Genomic DNA, 22,877 nt, shown 5'->3' on the forward strand with positions numbered 1-22,877 from the left:
ATTGCCTCGGGTCACTTTCTCACCGGGCGGGGCCCTCAGGGGAGGGTGGAGGGACTCTCGGCTGGTAGGACGGGATCTCGCTCACCGGGAAGGTGGAGCGACCCTGAGAGCCGCTCCACCGGCGGGTGGAGAACCCCTAGGGGGATCTCCGTACTACGGACAGGGAAACGTTGGTACCGGCGGAGGACGAAGGCGCCTGACCTGGTCCTTAGATTGGCTTTATGCCGCGGGGCCGGGAGTACGGCCCCCAGCACTGAGACGAACCGCAGCTTCGGGGGTGGGGTTTTCCCCAGGAAAAGACTGCGCTCCGCACCAGGGCGCCGGGGCACCCCCGCGGACCAGACTGATCCACGTGAGCAAGTGGTGCGACCGGCGGCCGACGGGGCGGTCGGACAGGCGAAGCACGGTGCGCCAACGCAAGCAGACAGCGCGGCAACGGGCTCATCTCATCACCGACATAGGAGACTTACCGTGACAACGGCTGTAACCACTCCCAGGCACGGGGGTACTGGAGGGCGTACGGCCGTGGCGGCGCGGGCACGCCAGGTCGTCAAGGCGTACGGCACCGGCGAGACCCGGGTCGTGGCCCTGGACCACATCGACGTGGACATCGCCCGCGGGCAGTTCACCGCGATCATGGGCCCGTCCGGGTCCGGCAAGTCCACGCTGATGCACTGCCTCGCGGGCCTCGACACCGTCTCCTCCGGGCAGATCTACCTGGACGAGACCGAGATCACCGGCCTGAAGGACAAGAAGCTCACGCAGCTGCGCCGTGACCGGATCGGCTTCATCTTCCAGGCCTTCAACCTGCTGCCGACGCTCAACGCCATCGAGAACATCACGCTGCCCATGGACATAGCGGGCCGCAAGCCCGACCGCGGCTGGCTGGACCAGGTCGTCGAGACCGTCGGCCTCGCCGGTCGCCTCAAGCACCGTCCGACCGAGCTGTCCGGCGGCCAGCAGCAGCGCGTCGCCGTGGCCCGCGCCCTGGCGTCACGCCCGGAGATCATCTTCGGCGACGAGCCGACCGGAAACCTGGACTCCCGCGCCGGCGCCGAGGTCCTCGGCTTCCTGCGCCGCTCGGTGACCGAGCTCGGCCAGACCATCGTGATGGTCACGCACGACCCGGTCGCCGCGTCGTACGCCGACCGCGTGCTGTACCTGGCCGACGGCCGCATCGTCGACGAGATGTACAACCCCACCGCGGACCAGGTCCTGGACCGCATGAAGCACTTCGACGCCCGGGGGCGCACGTCATGACCGTCCTCAAGACCTCGATGCGCAACTTCCTCGCGCACAAGGGACGCATGGCGCTCTCCGCGGTCGCCGTGGTCCTGTCGGTGGCCTTCGTGTGCGGCACGCTCGTCTTCTCGGACACGATGTCCACCACCTTCGACAAGCTCTTCGCGGCGACGGCGTCCGATGTCACGGTCAAGCCCAAGGACGCTGCGGACGAAGGCGACGAGGGGCCGAAGACCGGCAAGCCCGAGACGCTGCCCGCATCCGCGATCGCCCAGGTCAAGAAGGCCGACGGGGTGAAGTCCGTCGAGGGCGCCATCACCAGCGACAGCGTCACGGTCGCCGACTCCGACAACAAGAACATGGGCCCGTCCAGCGGCGCCCCCACCCTCGCGGGCAACTGGACGAAGAACGACCTGCGTTCCATGGAGATCACCTCCGGGCACGCCCCGCGCGGACCCACCGAGGTGATGGTCGACGCCGACACCGTCGACAAGCACAACCTCAAGATGGGCGAGGAACTGCGCACCATCACCGCCGTCGGCGACTTCAAGGCGAAGATCGTCGGCATCGCCACCTTCAAGGTGACCAACCCGGGCGCGGCCGTCTTCTACTTCGACACCGAGACCGCCCAGCGCGAACTGCTCGGCACCACCGGCCGGTTCACCCACCTCAGCGTCACCGCCGCGAACGGCTTCAGCGACCAGCAGGTCAAGGACAGCGTCACCAGGACGCTGGCCGGGGACGCCGCTGCGTACAAGGTCAAGACGCAGAAGGAGAGCGCGGACGAGAGCCGTGAGTCCGTCGGCAGTTTCCTGGACGTCATGAAATACGCGATGCTCGGCTTCGCCGGGATCGCCTTCCTCGTCGGCATCTTCCTGATCATCAACACCTTCTCGATGCTGGTGGCCCAGCGCACCCGCGAGATCGGCCTGATGCGGGCCATCGGCTCCAGCCGCAAGCAGGTCAACCGCTCGGTCCTGGTCGAGGCGCTGCTCCTCGGCGTCATCGGCTCGATCCTCGGCGTCGGCGCGGGCATCGGCCTCGCGGTCGGCCTGATGAAGCTGATGTCCGGCATGGGCATGGAGCTGTCCACGAAGGACCTCACCATCGCCTGGACGACCCCCGTGGTCGGCATGGCGCTCGGCGTCATCGTCACCGTCCTCGCCGCGTACCTCCCGGCACGCCGGGCCGGCAAGGTCTCCCCGATGGCCGCGCTCCGCGAGGTGGGCACGCCCTCCGACGGCAAGTCCAGCGCCCTGCGCGCCCTGATCGGCCTGGTCCTCACCGGCGCCGGAGGCTTCGGCCTCTACACCGCGGGGCAGGCGGACAAGGCCAGCGAGGGCTCCCTGTTCCTCGGCGGCGGCGTCGTCCTCACCCTCATCGGCTTCGTGGTCATCGGCCCGGTCCTGGCCCGCTTCATGGTCCGCGTCATCAGCGCCGTGATCCTGCGGATGTTCGGCCCCGTCGGCCGCATGGCCGAGCGGAACGCCCTGCGCAACCCGCGCCGCACCGGTGCCACGGGCGCCGCCCTGATGATCGGCCTCGCCCTGGTGGCCTGCCTCTCCGTGGTCGGCTCCTCCATGGTCGCCTCGGCCACGGACGAGCTGGACAAGTCGGTGGGCGCGGACTTCATCATCCAGGCCGGTTCGCAGAGCATCACGGCCAAGGCCGAGAAGAAGCTGGAGAAGACCCCGTACATCTCGCACTTCACCCGCAACAAGGAGATCGACGCCGACCTCACCCTGCCCGACGGCAAGACCGCCAAGGGCGCGAGCCTCAGCGCCGCCGACCCGACGTACGCCAAGGACCTGCGCCGCGACACCGTCGCCGGTGAGCAGTCCGCGGCCTACGGCAAGAACGCGATGTCGGTGGGCGAGGACTTCGCCAAGAAGCACCACCTGAAGGTCGGCGACGAGCTGAAGGTCGCCTTCGACCACGGCCGTACCGCCGAGCTGAAGCTCGCCGCGATCACGTCGGAGGACGGGTCGTTCGACAAGGGCGCGATGTACGTGAACATCGCCACCGTCGAGCGCTATGTGCCCGCCGACCGGATGCCGCTGACCGAGATCGCCTTCGCCAAGGCGGTCGACGGCAAGCAGGACGAGGCGTACAAGGCGCTCAAGGACACCCTGGCGGTCTACCCGCAGTACAAGGTCCAGGACCAGACCGACTTCAAGCAGGACCTGAAGGACCAGGTCGGCCAGATGCTGAACATGGTCTACGGCCTCCTCGGCCTCGCGATCATCGTCGCCATCCTGGGCGTCGTGAACACCCTCGCCCTCTCGGTGGTCGAGCGGACCCGGGAGATCGGCCTGATGCGGGCCATCGGCCTCTCCCGCCGCCAGCTGCGCCGCATGATCCGCTTGGAGTCGGTGGTCATCGCCCTCTTCGGTGCCCTCCTCGGCCTCGGCCTCGGCATGGGCTGGGGCGCCACGGCTCAGAAGCTCCTCGCCCTGGAGGGCCTGAAGGTCCTGGAGATCCCCTGGCCGACGATCATCACGGTCTTCATCGGCTCGGCCTTCGTGGGTCTGTTCGCCGCGCTGGTCCCGGCGTTCCGGGCGGGCCGGATGAACGTGCTGAACGCGATCGCCACGGATTAGCCACCGCGACGGGGGAACGGGGGAGGGCCGGGGTCAGGGGAACGTTCCCCTGACCCCGGCCCTCTGCGCCTGCTCAGGCGGCGCGGCCGAGATGCATGATCATAATGGTCACGGTGCTCTCGGTGATCTCGTAGATCACTCGGTAGAACCCCACACGCATGCGGTACACGGTCGGACCGTACGCGGCAGCGCCTGAGGGGCGGGGATCGTCGGCGAGGAGATCGACCGAGGCGAAGACTTGCTGTAACCCGTGCGGGTCGTCCTTGAAGAACCGGGACGCAGCAGCGAGGGCCGGGTCGTCCCAGATGATCTGATACGTCAATCGTTGTCCAGCCCCAGGAGCTTGCGGACCTCCTCGTGGGGCACGCCTGTCACTTGGCCGTTGGCCTTGCGGAGGCGGTACTGAGCAACCGCCAGCTCGTCCTCCAGGTCCTCCAGCTCCTGTGGGCTTATCAAGACGGCCGCGGGCTGGCCGTGGTCCGTGATCGTGATGCGCTCGCGGGCGTGTGCGGCCCGGCGCACCAGGGAGCCGAACCGGGCCCGCGCCTCGGTGATGGGCAGCGTCTCGCTCATGTAAGGAAGCGTACGCTTCCTGCACCTTCTGTACAGTCCCTCGATCGGGCGACTGTCACACCGCCGACGTACCCTGGACACCCCCGGCCCGTGCGACGAGTCGGGCTGTTCGCGTTGTCCGCATCGTTCTCTGCCCCGGACTGGATGCCCCTTCATGAGCCTGCACGGACTGCTGGACGCCGTCGTCGAGGACCCGGCCCTCACCGAAGCGGTGAAGGCCGCCGCCGACGGCAACCGGCACCACATCGACCTCGTCGGCCCCCCGGCCGCCCGCCCCTTCGCCGTGGCGGCCCTCGCGCGGGAGGCCCGCCGCACGGTCCTCGCGGTGACGGCCACGGGCCGCGAGGCCGAGGACCTGGCCGCGGCGCTGCGGACGGTGCTGCCGCCGGAGGGGGTCGTGGAGTACCCGTCGTGGGAGACGCTGCCGCACGAGCGTCTTTCCCCGCGCTCGGACACGGTCGGCCGCCGCCTCGCGGTCCTGCGCCGCCTGGCGCACCCGCGCCTGGACGACGCGGCGGACCCGGGGACGGGCCCGGTCTCGGTGATCGTGGCACCGGTGCGCTCCGTGCTGCAGCCGCAGGTGAAGGGCCTCGGTGACCTGGAGCCGGTGTCGCTGCGCACGGGCGAGTCGGCGGACCTGAACGAGACCGTGGAAGCCCTGGCCGCGGCGGCGTACGCGCGCGTGGAGCTGGTGGAGAAGCGCGGCGAGTTCGCCGTACGAGGAGGCATCCTCGACGTCTTCCCGCCCACCGAGGAGCACCCCCTGCGGGTGGAGTTCTGGGGCGACGACGTCGAGGAGATCCGCTACTTCAAGGTCGCCGACCAGCGCTCCCTGGAGATCGCGGAGCACGGCCTGTGGGCGCCGCCGTGCCGTGAGCTGCTGCTCACCGACGAGGTCAGGGGACGCGCCGCCGCCCTGGCCGAGCAGCACCCGGAGCTGGGCGAACTGCTCGGGAAGATCGCCGAGGGCATCGCGGTCGAGGGCATGGAGTCCCTGGCCCCGGTCCTGGTGGACGACATGGAGCTGCTGCTCGACGTGCTGCCGAAGGGGTCGATGGCGCTGGTCTGCGACCCGGAGCGGGTCCGGACCCGGGCCGCCGACCTGGTGGCGACGAGCCAGGAGTTCCTCCAGGCCAGCTGGGCGGCGACGGCGGGCGGAGGCGAGGCCCCGATCGACGTGGGCGCGGCCTCGCTGCGGGGCATCGCCGACGTCCGGGACCGGGCCCGTGAGCTGGGCATGATGTGGTGGTCGGTGAGCCCGTTCGCCGCCGACGAGATCCCGGACCCCGCCGACCGCGCGGACCTGGCGGACGCCGACACCCTCAAGCTCGGCATGCACGCCACGGAGACCTACCGCGGGGACACCGCGAAGGCCCTCGCCGACACCAAGGGCTGGCTCGCCGACGGCTGGCGCACGGTGTACGTCACCGAGGGCCACGGCCCGGCCGCCCGCACCGCCGAGGTCCTGGGCGGCGAGGGCATCGCGGCCCGCCTCGACGCCGACCTGACCGAGCTGACCCCGTCCGTGGTGCACGTGGCGTGCGGCTCCATCGACTACGGCTTCGTCGACCCGGCCCTGAAGCTCGCCGTCCTCACGGAGACCGACCTCACCGGCCAGAAGGCGGCGGGCAAGGACGGGCAGCGCATGCCCGCCCGGCGCCGCAAGACCATCGACCCGCTGACCCTGGAGCCGGGCGACTACATCGTCCACGAGCAGCACGGCGTCGGCCGCTACATCGAGATGGTGCAGCGCACGGTCCAGGGCGCGACCCGTGAGTACCTGGTCGTGGAGTACGCCCCCGCCAAGCGCGGCCAGCCCGGCGACCGCCTCTACATCCCCACCGATCAGCTGGAGCAGATCACCAAGTACGTGGGCGGCGAGGCCCCGACCCTGCACCGGCTCGGCGGCGCCGACTGGACGAAGACCAAGGCGCGCGCGAAGAAGGCGGTCAAGGAGATCGCCGCCGACCTGATCAAGCTGTACTCCGCGCGGATGGCGGCGCCGGGCCACACCTTCGGCCCGGACACGCCCTGGCAGCGGGAGCTGGAGGACGCCTTCCCGTACGCGGAGACGCCCGACCAGCTCACGACCATCGCCGAGGTCAAGGAGGACATGGAGAAGTCGGTCCCGATGGACCGTCTGATCTGCGGTGACGTGGGCTACGGCAAGACGGAGATCGCGGTCCGCGCGGCCTTCAAGGCGGTCCAGGACGGCAAGCAGGTCGCCGTCCTCGTCCCCACGACGCTCCTGGTCCAGCAGCACTTCGGGACGTTCACCGAGCGATACGGCCAGTTCCCCGTGAACGTGCGGGCGCTCAGCCGCTTCCAGACGGACACCGAGTCCAAGGCGACCCTGGAGGGCCTCAAGGACGGCTCCGTCGACATCGTCATCGGCACCCACCGCCTGTTCTCCTCCGAGACCAAGTTCAAGGACCTGGGCCTGGTCATCGTCGACGAGGAGCAGCGCTTCGGCGTCGAGCACAAGGAGCAGCTGAAGAAGCTGCGCGCGAACGTCGACGTCCTGACGATGTCGGCGACCCCCATCCCCCGTACGCTCGAAATGGCCGTGACCGGCATCCGCGAGATGTCGACCATCACGACCCCGCCGGAGGAGCGGCACCCGGTCCTGACCTTCGTCGGTCCTTACGAGGAGAAGCAGATCGGCGCCGCGATCCGCCGTGAACTGCTGCGCGAGGGCCAGGTCTTCTACATCCACAACCGCGTCGAGTCCATCGACCGGGCGGCGGCCCGCCTGCGCGACATCGTGCCCGAGGCGCGCATCGCGACCGCCCACGGCCAGATGTCCGAACAGGCCCTGGAGCAGGTCGTCGTGGACTTCTGGGAGAAGAAGTTCGACGTGCTCGTCTCGACGACGATCGTCGAGTCCGGCATCGACATCTCCAACGCCAACACCCTCATCGTGGAGCGCGGCGACAACTTCGGCCTGAGCCAGCTGCACCAGCTGCGCGGCCGCGTCGGCCGAGGCCGCGAGCGCGGCTACGCCTACTTCCTGTACCCGCCGGAGAAGCCGCTCACCGAGACCGCGCACGAGCGGCTCGCGACGATCGCCCAGCACACGGAGATGGGCGCGGGCATGTACGTGGCGATGAAGGACCTGGAGATCCGCGGCGCCGGAAACCTCCTCGGCGGCGAGCAGTCGGGCCACATCGCCGGCGTCGGCTTCGACCTCTACGTCCGCATGGTCGGCGAGGCCGTCGCCGACTACCGCGCCTCTCTGGAGGGCGGGGTGGAGGAGGAGCCGCCGCTGGAGGTCAAGATCGAGCTGCCGGTCGACGCGCACGTCCCGCACGACTACGCCCCCGGCGAGCGGCTGCGCCTGCAGGCGTACCGCTCGATCGCCTCCGCCGACTCGGAGGCCGACATCAAGGCGGTCCGCGAGGAACTCACCGACCGCTACGGCAAGTTGCCGGAGCCGGTGGAGAACCTGCTCCTGGTGGCGGGCCTGCGCATGCTGGCGCGGGCGTGCGGGGTCGGCGAGATCGTGTTGCAGGGCACCAACATCCGCTTCGCGCCGGTGGAGTTGCGCGAGTCCCAGGAGCTGCGCCTGAAGCGGCTCTACCCCGGCTCGGTCATCAAGGGGGCCACGCACCAGGTCCTCGTGCCGCGCCCGAAGACCGCGAAGGTCGGCGGCAAGCCGCTGGTCGGGCGCGAACTGCTCGGCTGGGTGGGGGAGTTCCTGACGTCCGTGCTCGGGTAGGGCGCGGCGGCCCCGGCGGGGCCCTGGGGTCCGGAGGCCCGGCGGTGCCCCGTGGGGCGCCGCCGGGCCTTTCGTGGGCTCCCGGACTCATTCGTGGGCTCCCGGACTCAGAGGGTGCGCAGGTCCAGGGCGTCGGCCATGGCGCGGTAGCCGGCGTCGTTCGGGTGCAGGGCGTCGCCGGAGTCGTAGGCGGGCCGGATGCGGTCCGGGTCGCCCGGGTCGGCGATCGCGCGGTCGAGGTCGACCACCTCGTCGTACGCGCCGGAGGTGCGGATCCAGTGATTGACCGCGTCGCGCTTGGCCTCGTTGGCCGGGGTGTCGTAGAAGGAGCCCTTGACGGGCGTCAGGGTGGCGCCGACCACCTTGATGCCGCGGGCGTGGGCCTGGCGGATCAGGGAGCGGTGTCCTTCGATGAGCTTCTTCACCGACACCTCGGGGGTGGGTCCGCCGGGGTAGGCGGGCCCGCTGCCGCCGATGTCGTTGATGCCTTCGAGGACGATGACGGTGCCGACGTTCGGCTCGCTCAGGACGTCCTTCTTGAAGCGGACGAGGCCCTTCTCGCCGGCCCAGGAGCTGTCGTTGGTGACCTGGTTGCCGGAGATCCCGTGGTTGAGGACGCTGCGCGGCTTCCCGGCGGCGGCGAAGCGCTCGGCCAGCTCGTCGGGGTAGCGGTTGTCCGTGTCGAGAGTGGAGCCGGTGCCGTCGGTGATGGAGTCGCCGAAGGCCACCACGGAGTCCCGGCGGGCGGTCGTCCGGCCGCTGACCTCGACGCCGGAGAGGTAGTACCAGGAGTCGCTGGTCTCCGTGAACGCGGCGCCGTCGCGGTCGGCCGTGTGGTCGCCCTGGGCGCGGTAGCTGGTGGCGGAGGAGGTCATGTGGAAGGTGGTGGGTCCGGTCGGCTCCGCCAGGTACAGCGTGACGGTCAGTGACTCCAGGGCCCGCACCGGGAACGGCACGCTGTCGCTGTACGCGGTCCCGCCCGCCGGAATCGTCAGCGAGCCCTTCTTGCCGAAGGCCAGCTTCCGCACCGAACCGCCCTCGACCGAGGCCCCCTTGGCGGTGCGGGCGATCGTCGCGCCGCTGATCCGCAGCGGTGTCCTGCCGTACCGGTTCGACAGCTCGACGCGGGCCTTCGTGCCGCCCTTGCTGACGCGGACGACCTGCCGGACGGAGTGCCGCGCGAAGCCCTGCTTGGACCAGTTGGGCGCGAAGACCTCGGTCGGCGCCTGCGGCGAGGCGGCCCAACCACCCTGCCAGGCACCGCTCTTGAGAGTGCCGTGTGTGCTCCCGTGCGCGGCGCTCGGGGCCGCGGTGTTCTTGTACGTGGTCGCGTCGGGCCCGGCCGCCGCGGCGCCGGCGGGGCCGGTCAGCCCCTGCGCGCCGACGACGGGCAGTGCGGCCAGCGTGGCCGTCGCGAGCAGCGCGGCGCCCGCGCGGCGTGCCGAACCCTTGGACGTGGTGCGTCCCGTCATGTGTCCCACCCCCGGTTTCCGTGCCCCGTCCGGATCTTCCGGCGAGGTCACTGCCCTTCAAGCGGAGTGGGGCTCCGGCTATTCCCGGGGGTACGAGGTTCTGGCGGTACGTCAGGGGGTGCAGGCCGCCGCGATGGACAGGCTGTTCTCGTAGAGGTGGTGCCGGGTGATCCGCCCGTCCTCGACGGTGAGCCGCAGCGCGAACGGACCCCCGAAGGACTTCCCCGTGGCCCGCACGATCCCGGACAGGTGCCCCATGAGGACGGCGTCCCGCCCGGTCACCAGGTACGTGTCCACGCTGGCGCGGGCGTCCTCGGCGACGGTGTACCGCGCCAGGTCCTCGGCCTGGTTGGCGCACTCGGCACCGGTGCTCCGCGGGCGTATCCACGGGACCACGGGGTTCTCGGCGAGCAGCCAGTCGACGTCGTCGGCGAACAGCTCCGCGAGGCGGGCGGTGTCGCGTGCGGCGGTCGCGGCGAGGAAGGCGTCCGCGGTCGCCCGGGTGGTGTCCTCGACGGCGGTGGTCGCGGCGGTTCCCGTGGGCGTGGTGGACATGGCGGCTCCCTCGTCGCGTACGGCTGGACCTGCTGGTGTGCGGCCCTTGTTGACGTTCCCGAGGATGCCGGGGGAGGGGCGGGGGCGTCGATTACCTTCCGGGTCATGGCCGGGTGCGCCGCGGGTCATGGCCGCGTCGCCGACGTCGGTCAGGGCCCGTCGACCTGCCGGGAATGTGCGGCTTGCGGGCCGAAGAGCGATATGGTCTGGACCACTTGGCCGCTACCGTGCGGCCGTTTCAGGGGAGGACATGACTGTGAGGCTCGGGGACACCGTGACGTTCGGCGGTCCGGCGGGGAGCGGACGGGGACGGCGGCGGCGCGCGGGCGCGGGCGCGGTGGCCGTCCTGCTCGTGCTCGGCGGCGCGCTGTCCGCCTGCGACGGCGAGGACGGGAAGAAGGGCGACGCGGGCGGCGCGCCCGGCTCCGGCACCCGGGGCGGTCCCGCGCTCGCCGCCGTGGACTCGCTCACCGTCAAGGGCCGCGCCCCGAAGACCGGTTACGACCGCGCGCGGTTCGGCAGCCCCTGGGCCGACACCGACTCCAACGGCTGCGGGACCCGCGACGACATACTCAAGCGGGACCTGGACGCCGTGAAGTTCCGCGGCGGCGACTGCACGGTGGTGTCCGGCACCCTCGCCCCGGACCCGTACACCGGCAAGGACGTGACGTTCACGCGCGGTCGCAGCCGCGTCGACATCGACCACGTCGTCGCCCTCTCGGACGCCTGGCAGAAGGGCGCGAACCGCTGGGAGGCCGGCAAGCGCATCGCCCTGGCCAACGACCCCCTGAACCTCCTCGCCGTCGACGCGGGCCCCAACCGCGGCAAGGGCGACGGCGACACGGCGACGTGGCTGCCCGCGAACAAGTCCTACCGCTGCGCGTACGTGGCGCGGCAGGTCGCCGTGAAGAAGAAGTACGGCCTGTGGGTGACCGCAGCCGAGCGCGACGCCATGCGGAAGGTGCTCGCGCGCTGCCCGCAGGAGAAGCTCCCGGGCGGCGGCAACCCGACGACGGCGCCGGAGCGGTTCCGGGCCCGCTGAGGCGAGGGTGCGGCGCGGGCCGGGCGCGCGGGCGGTGCGCGGGCGGTGCGGGTGCGGTGCGCGGGCGGTGCGGGTGCGGTGCGGCCCGCGCACCGTCTCGACCTGCGGTTTCGCCCGTGCGTTAATTCGGTTTCCGGGTCGTGCCGCTGCCGTTAGCGTGCGGGCATGGACCTCACGATCACCTCGCTCGCCGAGCGGCCCGAACTCGCCGACGCGATGTGGGCGATGGACGACACCTGGGCCGAGTTCGTGCAGTACGACCCGGTCGCCTGGTCGCTGATGACGCGGATCCCGGTGGAGTGGCCGCAGCACGTCCTGGTCGCCACCGACACCGGGGGGAAGGTCGTGGGGCGGGCGTTCAGCGTGCCGTTCGCGCTCGGGGCCGAGGGGCGCGGCGAGCTGCCCGGGGGCGGCTGGGACGCGGTCATGCTGTGGGCGTTCTCGGACCTCAAGCGGGGCCGGGAGGCGGACACCGTCAGCGCCATCGAGATCACGGTCGCCCCCGACGCGCAGGGGCACGGCGTCTCAGGGCGGGTGCTCGCGGCCCTGCGGGAGAACGCCCGCGGCCTCGGTTTCGGCGAGGTCGTCGCGCCGGTGCGGCCCAACGCCAAGCACCTGGAGCCCGCGACGCCGATCGAGGAGTACGCGCGGCGCACACGGCCGGACGGCCTGCCGCACGACCCGTGGCTGCGCGTCCACGTCCGCGCGGGCGGCGTCATCGAGAAGGTCGCCCCGGCGTCGATGACGGTGTCCGGCACGCTGGAGCGGTGGCGCGCGTGGACGGGCCTGCCGCTCGACGAGGAGGGGCTCGTCGAGGTGCCGGGGGCCCTGGTGCCGGTGCACTGCGAGCCCGGCCGCGGATACGCGGTGTACGTGGAGCCGAACGTGTGGGTGCGGCACGCCCTGTGAGGCGCGGCCCGCGGCCCGTCGTTCAGCGGGTCGAGGCCGCTTCGTCCTGTCAGGGTCGAGGACGTCGCCGCTCGGGGCCGTCGTGTCCACCGGCTTGTCGTGGTCGCCGAACGTTCGCGACCCGGACCGCTTCGCGGTGTTGTTGACGATCTTCAGCAGATACGGCCCGCCCTCGGTGGCGACGTAGACCGTGTACACCGTGTACTCGGTATTGGGTACTTGCCCTTGCCCTCGGTCCCGTGCGGAGCGAGGGCCGGAGTGCCGTCGACGGACGCCTGCGCGCCGCGCCACGCGGCCGGTTCGACGTCCTTGCGTCCTCGAACTCGCCCGCGCGGACGCCCTCGACCCCCGGTTCCTCGCCGGATTCCTGCGCGGCACCGCCAACAACCGCCCGCCCGGCAGCTACGCCCCCACCTCCGCCCGGCTCGACGTGCGCCGACTGCAACTGCCCGCCTCCCGCCCGCCCAACAGCGCGGCTACGGCGAGCGGCTGGTGCGCGGGATGCGCGACGGACTGACCGACGGCCGTGTGTCGCCGTAGTACCGAAGGAGCCGTCGTGCCGACGGAACGGAGCCGCCGGAAGGGTGTCGCCGCAGCGACATGACCAGTACGGCAACGGTTCGGTACAACCCGGGACCGGTTGTCCGGGTCGGCCTATACGCTCGATTCAGGATTCGTTCGTTCGTCGGCCGTACGCCACCGGGACGCGCCCAAGAGCGCCGCACCGGCAAAGTCGTACGGCCGCGTCAGGTATCAGGAGCAGCCATGCACGGCCACGGCTACGGGCCGCAGCACCCCCCGGCCCCCTCCGGCGGACCGACGGTGACGCTGCGCGCCATGTTCGTGGTGCTCGCCGTCGTGACGTGCGGCTTCCTCGCGGCGGCGCCGATGCTGCGGCTGGCGCTCCTGACGCGCAGGACGCGGGACTGGGCGGCGTTCGGGGCCGTCGTCACCCTCGACGTCGCGGCCGTCGCCTTCGTCGCCAACGACCCGGGCGAGGAGATCTCCACCTGGCGCGGCGAGCTGGGCGTGGCCCTGCTCCTCGGCACGCTCGTGGCCGCCGTGACGTACTACCTGATCCTGGAGATCCGCCACTTCCGCCAGGCCGACGCCCAGGCCCGCTTCCTCTACCACCAGACGCAGGCCATGGGCTACGCCACCGGCCCCCAGCAGGCCTACGGCTACCCGCAGCAGACCGGCCCCGTCCCGCACCCCGGCCCGCTGCCGTCCGTGCCCGCCCCCGCCCGGACACCCCCGACACCCCCGCCGCCCACGCGCCCCGCCCCGGCCCGCATCCACCAGGTCCGCGCCGAGCTGGACGAGCTCAGTGACTACCTGCGCAAGCAGCAGGGCGGCAACTGACCGTGGCAGGGGGGACGGACCATCGCCTGATCGCCGGTCGCTACGAACTCTCCACGCTCATCGGCCAGGGCGGCATGGGCCAGGTGTGGACGGCGTACGACCAGCGCCTCGACCGCCGGGTCGCGGTCAAGCTGCTGCGGCCCGACAAGGTCGCGGGCGCCGAGGCCGACGAGCTGCGCCGCCGCTTCCTGCGCGAGTGCCGCGTCACCGCCCAGGTCGACCACCCCGGCCTGGTCACCGTGCACGACGCGGGCGCCGAGGACGAGGACCTGTACCTGGTCATGCAGTACGTCGACGGCGCGGACCTCGGCGACCACCTCGCCGAGCACACGCCCTACCCCTGGCAGTGGGCCGTCGCCGTCGCCGCCCAGCTGTGCGCCGTGCTCTCCGCGGTGCACGCCGTGCCGATCGTGCACCGCGACCTGAAGCCGCGGAACGTGATGGTCCGCCAGGACGGCACCCTCACCATCCTCGACCTCGGCATCGCCTCCGTCCTCGACACCGACACCACCCGCCTCACCCACACCGGCTCCCCGATCGGCAGCCCCTCGTACATGGCGCCGGAGCAGGCCATGGGCGGCGCCGTCGGCCCGTACACCGACCTGTACGCGCTCGGCGTGCTCCTGCACGAACTCCTCAGCGGCGACGTGCCGTTCTCCGGCTCCACCGCCCTCGGCGTGCTCCACCGCCACCTGTACGAGCCGCCCCTGCCGGTGCGCCGGCTGCGCCCCGAGGTCCCCGAAGCCCTCGAAACCCTCGTCCTGCGGATGCTCGCCAAGGACCCGCAGCACCGCCCGGCCAGCGCCCAGGACGTGTACGAGGAACTGGCGCCGATGCTTCCGGGCCGCTCCCGGCCGACCGGCCACCCCCTCGACCCGACCCGCCCGTTCCTGCGCCCGCACGCCCCCTGGCCCGACCGCGCCGCGACCCCCGCGCCCGCCCCGCAGACCGGTCCGCCCGGCCCCGCCCGCGGCCAGGACGTCGCCGCCGCCGTCGACGAGGTCAAGCGCCTCCTCGGCGAGGGCCGCATCACCCAGGCCGTGGACACCCTCGGCGCGATCCTGCCGACCGCCGCCGCCCAGCACGGCGAGCACTCACCCGTCGTCCGCACCCTGCGCAAGCAGTACGCGGCCACCCTCATGGACGACGGCCAGTACCGCCGCGCCCTGCCCGAACTGCGCCGCCTCGCCGACCAGCGCGCCGCCGAGTCGGGACACGCCGACCCGCAGTCCCTCCAGTTCCGCTACGAGGCCGCCCAGTGCCTGGAGCAGCTCGGCGAACCGGCGGCGGCCCTCGCCGAGTACCGCACGCTGCTCCCCTATTACGAGAACCAGTACGCCACCGACGACATCCGCCAGTCCCTGGAGATCCGCCGCCGCATCGGCCAGCTCCTGCTCGCCCTCGGCGACCGCTCCGCCGCGCACGACACGCTGGGCCGCCTCGTCCTCGACGCCGAGCGGGTGCACGGCATCGGCCACCCCTTCCCCGTGGAGATCCGGCGGACCCTGCAGTGGCTGGGGCAGGTGCGCGGGTAGCCGCGCGGGTGGAGGAGAGGGCGGAGGGTGCCCCAACTCGCGGCGAATCGTTGGTTTCGGCGAATCCCCCGAACGAAGTTCGTGGGGAAGGGTGGCCGAGCCGACCACCACTGCCTACCATCGATCACCGCAAGACTTTGTGCAGCGAAGCACAATCTCTCCACCGGGAGGCCCACTTGCACCGCCGCAGCAGCCGCCGTCGCTCCGCGCTCGTCCTCACCGCCGCCGCCCTCGTCGCGGCCCCGCTCCTGACCGCCTGCGGCAACGACGCGCACCCCGGTGCCGCCGCCGTCGTCGGCGACCAGCGCATCACGGTCGCGCAACTGGAGAACAGGGTGAACGAGGTGCGCTCCGCACAGCGGGCCGCCCTCCCGGACGACCGGCAGTACGAGCAGGTCATCGCCAAGACCGGCGGTCTGACCCGCAGCACGCTGCACACCATGGTCCTCGACAAGGTCCTGCACCGGGCCGCGCGCGACGCCGGGGTGAGCGTCTCGCGCAAGGAGATCCAGACCATGCGCGGCCAGCTGGAGAAGCAGGCGGGCGGCAAGAAGGCACTGGAGGCGGGCTGGCTCCAGCAGTACAGCGTCGCGCCCGAGCACCTCGACGACAGCATCCGCACGGAGATCGAGGCGCAGAAGCTTGCCCGCGCGCTCGGCGCCGACATGAACGCCCAGGACGGCCAGAACACCTTCTGGGCCACGCTGTCCAAGACCTCCAAGAAGCTCGACGTCGACCTGAACCCGCGGTACGGCACCTGGGACGTCAAGACCAGCAAGCGCGCCGACCTGCGCACGCCGTGGGTGCGCGAGGTGTCCGGCGGCGGCTCGGCGCGGACCGAGGTCTAGCGGCCGGGCCGGGCCCGGCCGGGGCGGTGACCAGGGGCCCCACCGCTCCTGTCGCCGATGGCGGGATTGTCGGTGGCGTGGGTTACGTTCGAGGCGTGAACGAGATCGAGACCGGCCGGGTCGTGCTGCTCACCACCAGCCATCGCGTCGCCCCCGGCCTGCTGTCCTGGACGGCCTGGCGGCTGCTGCACGACGCCGACGAGGTCCTGTGCGCCGACGCCGCCCACCCGCAGCTGCCGTATCTCCGTGAGGCGGGCGTCGAGGTCAAGCAGGCCTCGCCGACCGCCGAGGAGCTGGTGCGCGCGTGCTCCGGCGGTCGCACGGTCCTGGTGATCGCCACGGCCGAGGGCGACCGCTCCCTCACCGACGGCCTGGCGCGGCTCGCGGGCTCGGGCCGGGTCGCGATGCCGGACCTGGAGCTGCTCCCCGGTTCGTACGACCTGCCCGGCGCCCGCCTCCTCGACCTCGTCCAGGTCATGGACCGCATCCGCGCCGAATGCCCCTGGTCGTCCCGCCAGACCCACCGGAGCCTCGCGAAGTACGGCATCGAGGAGGCGTACGAACTGGTCGAGGCGATCGAGGAGGGCGACGCGGACGAGCTCCGCGAGGAGCTGGGCGACGTTCTGCTCCAGGTGGTCTTCCACGCGCGGATCGCCGAGGAGGGCCACGACGCCGAGGACGGCGACGACGACTCCGCGAGCACCGGCGGGTTCTCCGTCGACGACGTCGCCGCGGGGATCGTCGACAAGCTCATCCACCGCCACCCGCACGTCTTCGGCGACGACACCGCGACCACGCCGGAAGAGGTCAAGGCGCACTGGCTGCGCACCAAGGCCGAGGAGAAGCAGCGCGACTCCGTCACCGACGGCATCCCCCTCGGCCAGCCCGGCCTGGCCCTGGCCGCGAAGCTGTCCTCCCGCGTCCGCACGGCGGGCCTGGAGGTCCCGCTGCCGACGGGGGAGGGCGTCGGGTACGAGCTCCTCGCGATGGCCGCCCGCGCCGAGGCCGAGGGCGTGGACCCGGAGGCGGCGCTGCGGGCGGCGGCGCGGGCGTATCGGGACGCGGTCCGTGAGGCCGAGCGGGCCGACCCGTCGGGCTGATCCGAGTACCGTTGCCTCCTGGGTCGCTTCGGGGGACCGCGCGGCCGAACTCGATGTGGCTGAGCGGGAGTTATGACCCGAGGAGGCGACGGTGGACTGCCCTGAGTGCCGAGCGGCGCTGCCCGACGAGGATCGCTTCTGTTCGGAGTGCGGCCACGCCTTCGACGGAGGACCCGCCGGCGGAGGGCTCGCGCCCGCACGGACGCCGCCGGAGGGCCCGCTCGGGCGCGACCTGCCGCTCACGCGTTGGAGCCGCAGCCCTCGGAGGCTGTCCTTCTGGGACACAGAGCCCTCGCAGGCCTCGCTCGACCTGAGCCCCCTGCCTTCAGAGCCCGAGGAACCACGGGAGCCCGAGTCGTCCCCGGCACCCACGACCCACAACACCCTCTCCGGCGGCGTGACCGACGGCCCGGTGATCCAGGCGGGCACCATCACGGGCGGCGTCACCATCCACAGCGGGGCGCCCGCTCAGGCCGCCGCGGACAACTGGCCCCGCGTCGGGCGGCTGCACCGCTCCTGGTTCGGGGTGCGCCCCACGAGCCGCTTCGGGGACGAGCCGGGGCTGCCGCCGTACGTGGGGCGGGACTGCGACGGTGAACTGCACCGGCTCGTCGGGCGGGGCCTGGCCGAGGGCGGCCTGGTCGTCGTCACCGGCGGGCCGCTGTCCGGGAAGACGTCGACGGCCGCCTGGGCGGCGCTGACCGCCTGGGACTCCGTCGGCGCCGATGAACCCCGCGTGCACGCACCGCACCCTGGCGCGGACCTCTCCGACCTCCCCTTCCAACTGCACGACCGCACCGGGCCCTTCATCGTGTGGCTCGACGACCTGGAGGGCCATCTCGGCCCGCGCGGCTTGACCACGGCGCTGCTCGCCCGCTTCGCCCAGGAGCGGGTCCTCGTCCTCGCCACCATGCGCGACAAGGCGTACGACGAGCACCGCTTCGGCGAAAGACCGGCCGCCCGCGTCCTCAGCGGCGCCCACACCGTCGAGCTGAGCCGCCGCTGGAGCGACGCGGAGCTGCGGCGGCTCGGGGAGGCCGACGACCCGCGCCTCGCGGACGCGCGGGAGTGGCGCGGGAAGCGAGGCGTCACCGAGTACCTCGCCCTCGGCCCCGAGCTGTGGGACGAGTGGCGCAGGGCCCGCCGCGCGCAGGCGCACCCGCGCGGTCATCTGCTGGTGCGGGCGGCCGTGGATCTGGCCCGGTGCGGGCTGCGGCAGGACGTCCCGCTGCCGGTGCTGAGCGCGGTGCAGGAGCTGTACTCGGAGTACTCGGCGCAGAACCCGCACGCGGTGCTTCCCGGTGAGAGCGAGCTCTTCGAGGACGCCCTCGCCTGGGCCACCCGGCCCCGGTACGAGGCGACGGGCCTGCTCGTCCCCGGTGCGACGGAGGGCACGTACCGGGCGTACGGCTCCCTCGTCGCGGACGCCGTCCGCTCCGGCGCGCTCGGAGCGGTGCCGGACGAGGTGTGGGCCGATGTGTGCACGGTGGGGAGTGCGCACGGCCTCGACGTCGCGCCGGTGGCCGAGGCGTGCCGCGCCGCCCTGGCCTCCCGTGGGGCCGAGGGCGACATCGACGCGTGCGTCGTCCTCGGCATCGCCACCGAGTTCGCGGGCGACGTGTCGGAGGCGGAGGGCTGGTACCGCAAGGCCGCCGACCAGGGGCACGCCGGAGCCTGCAACCAGCTGGGTCACATCCTCGCGGGCCGGGGCGCCGCCGTGGAGGCGATCCACTACCTGGAGCAGGCCGCGGCGGGCGGCTGCCAGGACGCGTACGTCACCCTGGGCAAACTGCACCGCGACCGCGCCCGCCACTGGCTCACCAAGGGAGCCGAGGCCGGTGACCCGCAGGCCGCCTTCCACCTGGCCGAGCTGCTCCTGCGGCCGGGGCGGGTGGAGCGGTCCGTCCACTGGTACCGCGAGGCGGCCGAGGCCGGGCACCGCGACGCGGGCTTCGCCCTGAACGTCCTGCGGGTCGGGATCACACTGCGTCCGGAGCGGGAGGACAAACCGGCCAAGAGGCGTCGCCCCGCCCCTCCCACCCCACGCCCCGACGTTCCCCCCACCCCGCCCGCCTCCCGCTGACCCGCCCCCGCCCCCGCCCCCCGTATACGGTCGACCCATGCACGACAAGGCCCCGTCCGCCTGCCCCCACGGCACCCCGGCCCCGCCGAAGACCCCCGCCCCGGACCTGTTCACGTGGGAGTTCGCGACCGACCCCTACCCCGCGTACGCCTGGCTCCGCGAGCACGCCCCCGTGCACCGCACGGAGCTGCCGAGCGGCGTCGAGGCCTGGCTGGTGACGCGCTACGCCGACGCCCGGCAGGCCCTCGCCGACCAGCGCCTCAGCAAGAACCCGGCGCACCACGACGAGCCCGCGCACGCGAAGGGCAAGACGGGCATCCCGGGCGAGCGCAAGGCCGAGCTGATGACGCATCTGCTCAACATCGACCCGCCGGACCACACCCGCCTGCGCCGCCTGGTCTCGAAGGCGTTCACCCCGCGCCGGGTGGCCGAGTTCGCGCCCCGCGTGCAGGAGCTGACGGACCAGCTCATCGACCGGTTCGCCCAGGAGGGCACCGCCGACCTCATCCACGAGTTCGCCTTCCCGCTCCCCATCTACGCGATCTGCGACCTGCTCGGCGTCCCGCGCGAGGACCAGGACGACTTCCGGGACTGGGCGGGCATGATGATCCGGCACGGGGGAGGGCCCCGGGGCGGCGTCGCGCGCTCGGTGAAGAAGATGCGCGGCTATCTCGCGGACCTCATCCACCGCAAGCGCGGCGACCTTGGCGACGACCTGATCTCCGGCCTCATCCGCGCCTCCGACCACGGCGAGCACCTCACCGAGAACGAGGCCGCCGCGATGGCGTTCATCCTTCTCTTCGCCGGGTTCGAGACGACCGTCAACCTCATCGGGAACGGCACGTACGCGCTGCTGACCCACCCCGAGCAGCGCGAGCGGCTGCAACGCTCCCTCGCCGCGGGGGAGACCGCCCTCCTGGAGACCGGCGTCGAGGAACTGCTCCGCTTCGACGGGCCCGTGGAGCTCGCCACCTGGCGCTTCGCCACCGAGCCGCTGCGGATCGGCGGCCAGGACATCGCCGCGGGCGACCCCGTCCTCGTCGTCCTCGCCGCCGCCGACCGCGATCCGGCCCGCTTCCCCGACCCCGACCTCCTCGACCTGTCCCGGGCCGACAACCAGCACCTCGGCTACGGCCACGGCATCCACTACTGCCTGGGCGCCCCGCTGGCCCGCCTGGAGGGCCAGACGGCGCTCGCGACCCTGCTCCGCAGGCTGCCCGACCTGCAACTCGCCGTCGAACCGGAGGAGTTGAGGTGGCGCGGCGGCCTCATCATGCGTGGCCTGCGGACCCTGCCGGTGACGTTCACTCCGCCCGGCCACTGACGGCCGCCCGACGTGTGACTGACGTACAGTCAAGACTGTGACTTTCACGTGATCTGCGCTGCATCGACTTGTGACTGACGTTCGAGTGCGGCTACGTTCACGACGGCTCGGCACCCCTCGGCACCACGTGTCGCAGCTGTTCTTGTCGTCGCTCGAAAGGCACGTGCATGCTCTCCGGCCAAGGCCGTCACCGCCGTCCCCGCCAGGCCCCGGCGATCGTCGTCGCGGCGGGCGTCACCGGATCCGCCATCGCCATCCCGCTGCTCGGCGCCACGGGTGCGCACGCGGCTGACGCCACGACGTGGGACAAGGTCGCGGAGTGCGAGAGCGGCGGCGCGTGGAGCGCCAAGGGCGAGGGGTACTACGGCGGTCTGCAGCTGACGCAGGAGACCTGGGAGAGCTACGGCGGCCTCGCCTACGCGCCGAGTGCCGACCAGGCGAGCCGCTCCCAGCAGATCGCCGTCGCCGACAAGGTCCTCGCCGACCAGGGACCCTCCGCGTGGCCGAACTGCGGCCCGGCCGCGGGCCTCAGCAAGGGCGGCGCGGCCGCCGACGTCGACCCGGGCCTGCCGCCCGCGCCGTCGAAGCCCGCGGAGCCGTCCGGCGACGCCGAGGACTCCCAGGGCGACGGGAAGGGCTCCGAGGACGGCGAGAAGGCCGACGGGGCCGACAAGGGCGCCGAGGACTCCGCCGACGCGAGCGACAAGGGCGACAAGGGCGACAGGGGAAGCACCGGCAAGCACCGCAAGCCCGACAGCGGCGGCTCGGCCGACGAGAGTGACGAACGCGACAAGGCCGGACGGAAGGGCGAGAAGGGCGCGGCGGACGGCAAGTCCGGCGACCGCGACAGCACTTCGCCCGACGCCGAGTCCGACCCGGGCCGTGAGCCCTCGGGCGCCGACGAGTCCGCGGAGGGCTCGGAGGGCTCGCCGTCCGGCCGGCATCGCGGCTCCAGCGCCGACGAGGGCGACGGGGTGCAGAAGGGCGGCGCGGGCTCCGCGGGCCGCCACGCGTCGCGTGGTGAAGGACGCGACGCACGCGACGCCGCCGACCCCGCGGACACCTACACGGTCCGCTCCGGCGACAACCTCTCGCAGATCGCCGACCGGCACGACCTTGACGGCGGCTGGACCACTCTCTACGCCGAGAACAAGCGGACCGTCGGCGGTGACCCGGATCTCATCCTCCCCGGTCAGCGACTTGACCTGAGGGAGCGCCAGGCCGCCGAAGCGGACCGGAAGTAGGCATACCGGGGCGGAAGTTGACCGGCGGTTCGGGGTGAATGTCCGATTTAAAGACGGTGAGAGGCAAGTGAGAGATGGGTCTCAGAAGCCCTGATCGTCTTTGAAATTCCGGTGATTGCCTGTCTACGGTCGTGACCGCTCGCCACAGCGGGCCCCGCCGGTCGGTACGCCGAATCCTGCCAACGGCCGGACGGGAACAGTCGTCGCTTCGAGCGCCGAAGGCAGGAGCGGGGGACCCAAGGTAAGCGCCGGGCCCACGCGTTGAACGGCCAGTGGCCGAGCGACGCGCAGGACCGGCTAGGGGTGAAGTCGTACGGAAGCCGTACGGCCGGGCACTCACCCGCCCGAACCCGACAGCTCACCTCGCAGGCGTCGGTGAGGGGATCAATCCATGCTGCTTTCCGGCAAGGGCAAGCACCGTCGTCCGTCCAAGGCCACCCGCGCGGCCACCGTCGTCGGTGTCACCGGCGCCGCCGTCGCCGCGCCGCTGATGGCCGCCGGCACCGCGAACGCCGCCACCGTCGACCAGTGGGACCGGGTCGCCCAGTGCGAGTCCGGCGGCAACTGGTCCATCAACACCGGCAACGGCTACTACGGCGGCGTGCAGTTCTCCGCCTCCACCTGGGCCGCTTACGGCGGTACGAAGTACGCGGCCACCGCTGACAAGGCCTCCAAGGCCCAGCAGATCGAGATCGCCGAGAAGGTCCTCGCGGGCCAGGGCAAGGGTGCCTGGCCGAGCTGTGGCGTGGGCCTCACCAACGCCCCGTACAACGGCGGCGGTGCCGAGAAGCCGCAGCAGCAGGCCAAGCCCCAGCAGCAGGCCAAGCCCCAGCAGCAGCCGCAGCAGCAGGCTCAGCCGCAGCAGCAGGCCAAGCCGCAGCCGAAGCCGCAGCAGGCCGCCCCGCAGACCGAGTCGAAGAAGACCGTCCAGACCCCGACCGGCAAGGTCGTGAAGAAGGGCGACGGCGAGTACAAGGTCAAGACGGGCGACACCCTGTCCAAGATCGCCGACGAGCACGACGTCAAGGGCGGCTGGCACAAGGTGTACAAGCTCAACGGCGACATCATCTCCGACGCCGACATGATCTACCCGGGCCAGCAGCTGCACCTCAGCTGAGCCTGAGCCCGACCCGCGCCCTGTCCGGTCCGTCCGGCCAGGGCCCCCGCTCCGCCCCGCGGAGCACCCCCGTCCCCACGGGTCTTTCTCGCCCCGGTGCGCGTACGCACCGGGGCGAGGTGCTGTCCGGGGCGGCCCCGCCGGTCCCGGAGC

The 22,877-nt window shown here is 72.3% G+C and carries 17 protein-coding genes, 1 pseudogene and 1 riboswitch; of the genes and pseudogenes, 14 read left to right on the forward strand and 4 right to left on the reverse strand.

The genetic code is table 11. The features are described from left to right. Positions 1–471: 471 nt before the first annotated feature. Positions 472–1,260 (forward strand): ABC transporter ATP-binding protein, encoded by a 789-nt coding sequence (locus QUY26_RS23555; protein ID WP_030360651.1) that lies wholly within the window; start codon positions 472–474, stop codon positions 1,258–1,260. Next, a complete protein-coding gene (locus tag QUY26_RS23560; protein WP_289949876.1) occupies positions 1,257–3,842 on the forward strand; it encodes an ABC transporter permease in 2,586 nt (861 codons plus the stop codon). Before QUY26_RS23555 ends, QUY26_RS23560 begins: the two co-directional genes overlap by 4 nt. Positions 3,843–3,915: 73 nt before the next feature. Here the strand turns inward: QUY26_RS23560 and QUY26_RS23565 are convergent, their stop codons facing one another. Further along, on the reverse strand, positions 3,916–4,164 hold the full coding sequence (locus QUY26_RS23565) for a type II toxin-antitoxin system RelE family toxin (RefSeq protein ID WP_289949878.1): 249 nt from the start codon (positions 4,162–4,164) through the stop codon (positions 3,916–3,918). Further along, positions 4,161–4,415: a type II toxin-antitoxin system Phd/YefM family antitoxin gene (locus tag QUY26_RS23570; RefSeq protein ID WP_289949880.1), complete on the reverse strand. Its 255-nt coding sequence runs from the start codon at positions 4,413–4,415 to the stop codon at positions 4,161–4,163. Before QUY26_RS23570 ends, QUY26_RS23565 begins: the two co-directional genes overlap by 4 nt. Positions 4,416–4,569: 154 nt before the next feature. Between QUY26_RS23570 and mfd the strand changes: the two genes are divergently transcribed. Then, entirely contained in the window at positions 4,570–8,133 is a 3,564-nt protein-coding gene (gene mfd, locus QUY26_RS23575) for a transcription-repair coupling factor (RefSeq protein ID WP_289949883.1), read from the forward strand. A gap of 107 nt (positions 8,134–8,240) precedes the next feature. On the opposite strand, the gene QUY26_RS23580 is transcribed toward mfd, so the two are convergent. After that, on the reverse strand, positions 8,241–9,605 hold the full coding sequence (locus tag QUY26_RS23580) for an SGNH/GDSL hydrolase family protein (RefSeq protein WP_289949884.1): 1,365 nt from the start codon (positions 9,603–9,605) through the stop codon (positions 8,241–8,243). A 111-nt stretch (positions 9,606–9,716) separates the two neighbouring features. Beyond that, a complete protein-coding gene (locus tag QUY26_RS23585) occupies positions 9,717–10,160 on the reverse strand; it encodes a nuclear transport factor 2 family protein (RefSeq protein WP_289949885.1) in 444 nt (147 codons plus the stop codon). A gap of 250 nt (positions 10,161–10,410) precedes the next feature. Here QUY26_RS23585 and QUY26_RS23590 point away from each other — a divergent pair, with 250 nt between their 5' ends. From QUY26_RS23590 to QUY26_RS23640, 11 genes and pseudogenes are all read left to right on the forward strand, one after another. Beyond that, the gene (locus tag QUY26_RS23590; RefSeq protein WP_289949886.1) at positions 10,411–11,202 is read left to right on the forward strand and encodes an HNH endonuclease family protein; all 792 of its coding nucleotides are present in this window, start codon (positions 10,411–10,413) and stop codon (positions 11,200–11,202) included. Positions 11,203–11,367: 165 nt separating this feature from the next. Beyond that, entirely contained in the window at positions 11,368–12,111 is a 744-nt protein-coding gene (locus tag QUY26_RS23595) for an N-acetyltransferase (protein WP_289949888.1), read from the forward strand. Positions 12,112–12,427: 316 nt separating this feature from the next. After that, positions 12,428–12,651 (forward strand): annotated as a pseudogene (locus tag QUY26_RS23600) (hypothetical protein); the annotation flags it as partial. Positions 12,652–12,876: 225 nt separating this feature from the next. Beyond that, positions 12,877–13,473 (forward strand): hypothetical protein, encoded by a 597-nt coding sequence (locus tag QUY26_RS23605; RefSeq protein ID WP_289949890.1) that lies wholly within the window; start codon positions 12,877–12,879, stop codon positions 13,471–13,473. Next, positions 13,470–15,008: a serine/threonine-protein kinase gene (locus tag QUY26_RS23610; RefSeq protein WP_289955960.1), complete on the forward strand. Its 1,539-nt coding sequence runs from the start codon at positions 13,470–13,472 to the stop codon at positions 15,006–15,008. The genes QUY26_RS23605 and QUY26_RS23610 overlap by 4 nt, the downstream gene beginning before the upstream one ends. A 176-nt stretch (positions 15,009–15,184) precedes the next feature. Then, positions 15,185–15,856: a SurA N-terminal domain-containing protein gene (locus tag QUY26_RS23615; RefSeq protein ID WP_289949893.1), complete on the forward strand. Its 672-nt coding sequence runs from the start codon at positions 15,185–15,187 to the stop codon at positions 15,854–15,856. Between the two features lie 95 nt (positions 15,857–15,951). After that, entirely contained in the window at positions 15,952–16,956 is a 1,005-nt protein-coding gene (locus QUY26_RS23620; protein ID WP_289949895.1) for a nucleoside triphosphate pyrophosphohydrolase, read from the forward strand. Positions 16,957–17,047: 91 nt separating this feature from the next. Continuing rightward, complete coding sequence (locus tag QUY26_RS23625) at positions 17,048–19,039, forward strand: zinc-ribbon domain-containing protein (RefSeq protein ID WP_289949896.1); 1,992 nt, start codon at positions 17,048–17,050, stop codon at positions 19,037–19,039. Between the two features lie 37 nt (positions 19,040–19,076). Continuing rightward, positions 19,077–20,363: a cytochrome P450 family protein gene (locus tag QUY26_RS23630; protein WP_289949899.1), complete on the forward strand. Its 1,287-nt coding sequence runs from the start codon at positions 19,077–19,079 to the stop codon at positions 20,361–20,363. 167 nt (positions 20,364–20,530) lie between these two features. Further along, complete coding sequence (locus QUY26_RS23635; protein WP_289949901.1) at positions 20,531–21,607, forward strand: transglycosylase family protein; 1,077 nt, start codon at positions 20,531–20,533, stop codon at positions 21,605–21,607. A gap of 203 nt (positions 21,608–21,810) precedes the next feature. Beyond that, positions 21,811–21,994: riboswitch (cyclic di-AMP (ydaO/yuaA leader) on the forward strand. Positions 21,995–21,998: 4 nt separating this feature from the next. Beyond that, positions 21,999–22,724 carry a transglycosylase family protein gene (locus QUY26_RS23640; RefSeq protein ID WP_289949903.1) on the forward strand — a complete coding sequence of 242 codons (726 nt, stop codon included), beginning with the start codon at positions 21,999–22,001 and terminating at the stop codon, positions 22,722–22,724. Positions 22,725–22,877 lie beyond the last annotated feature (153 nt).

This window comes from Streptomyces flavofungini (assembly GCF_030388665.1).
Taxonomy (GTDB): Bacteria; Actinomycetota; Actinomycetes; order Streptomycetales; family Streptomycetaceae; genus Streptomyces; species Streptomyces flavofungini_A.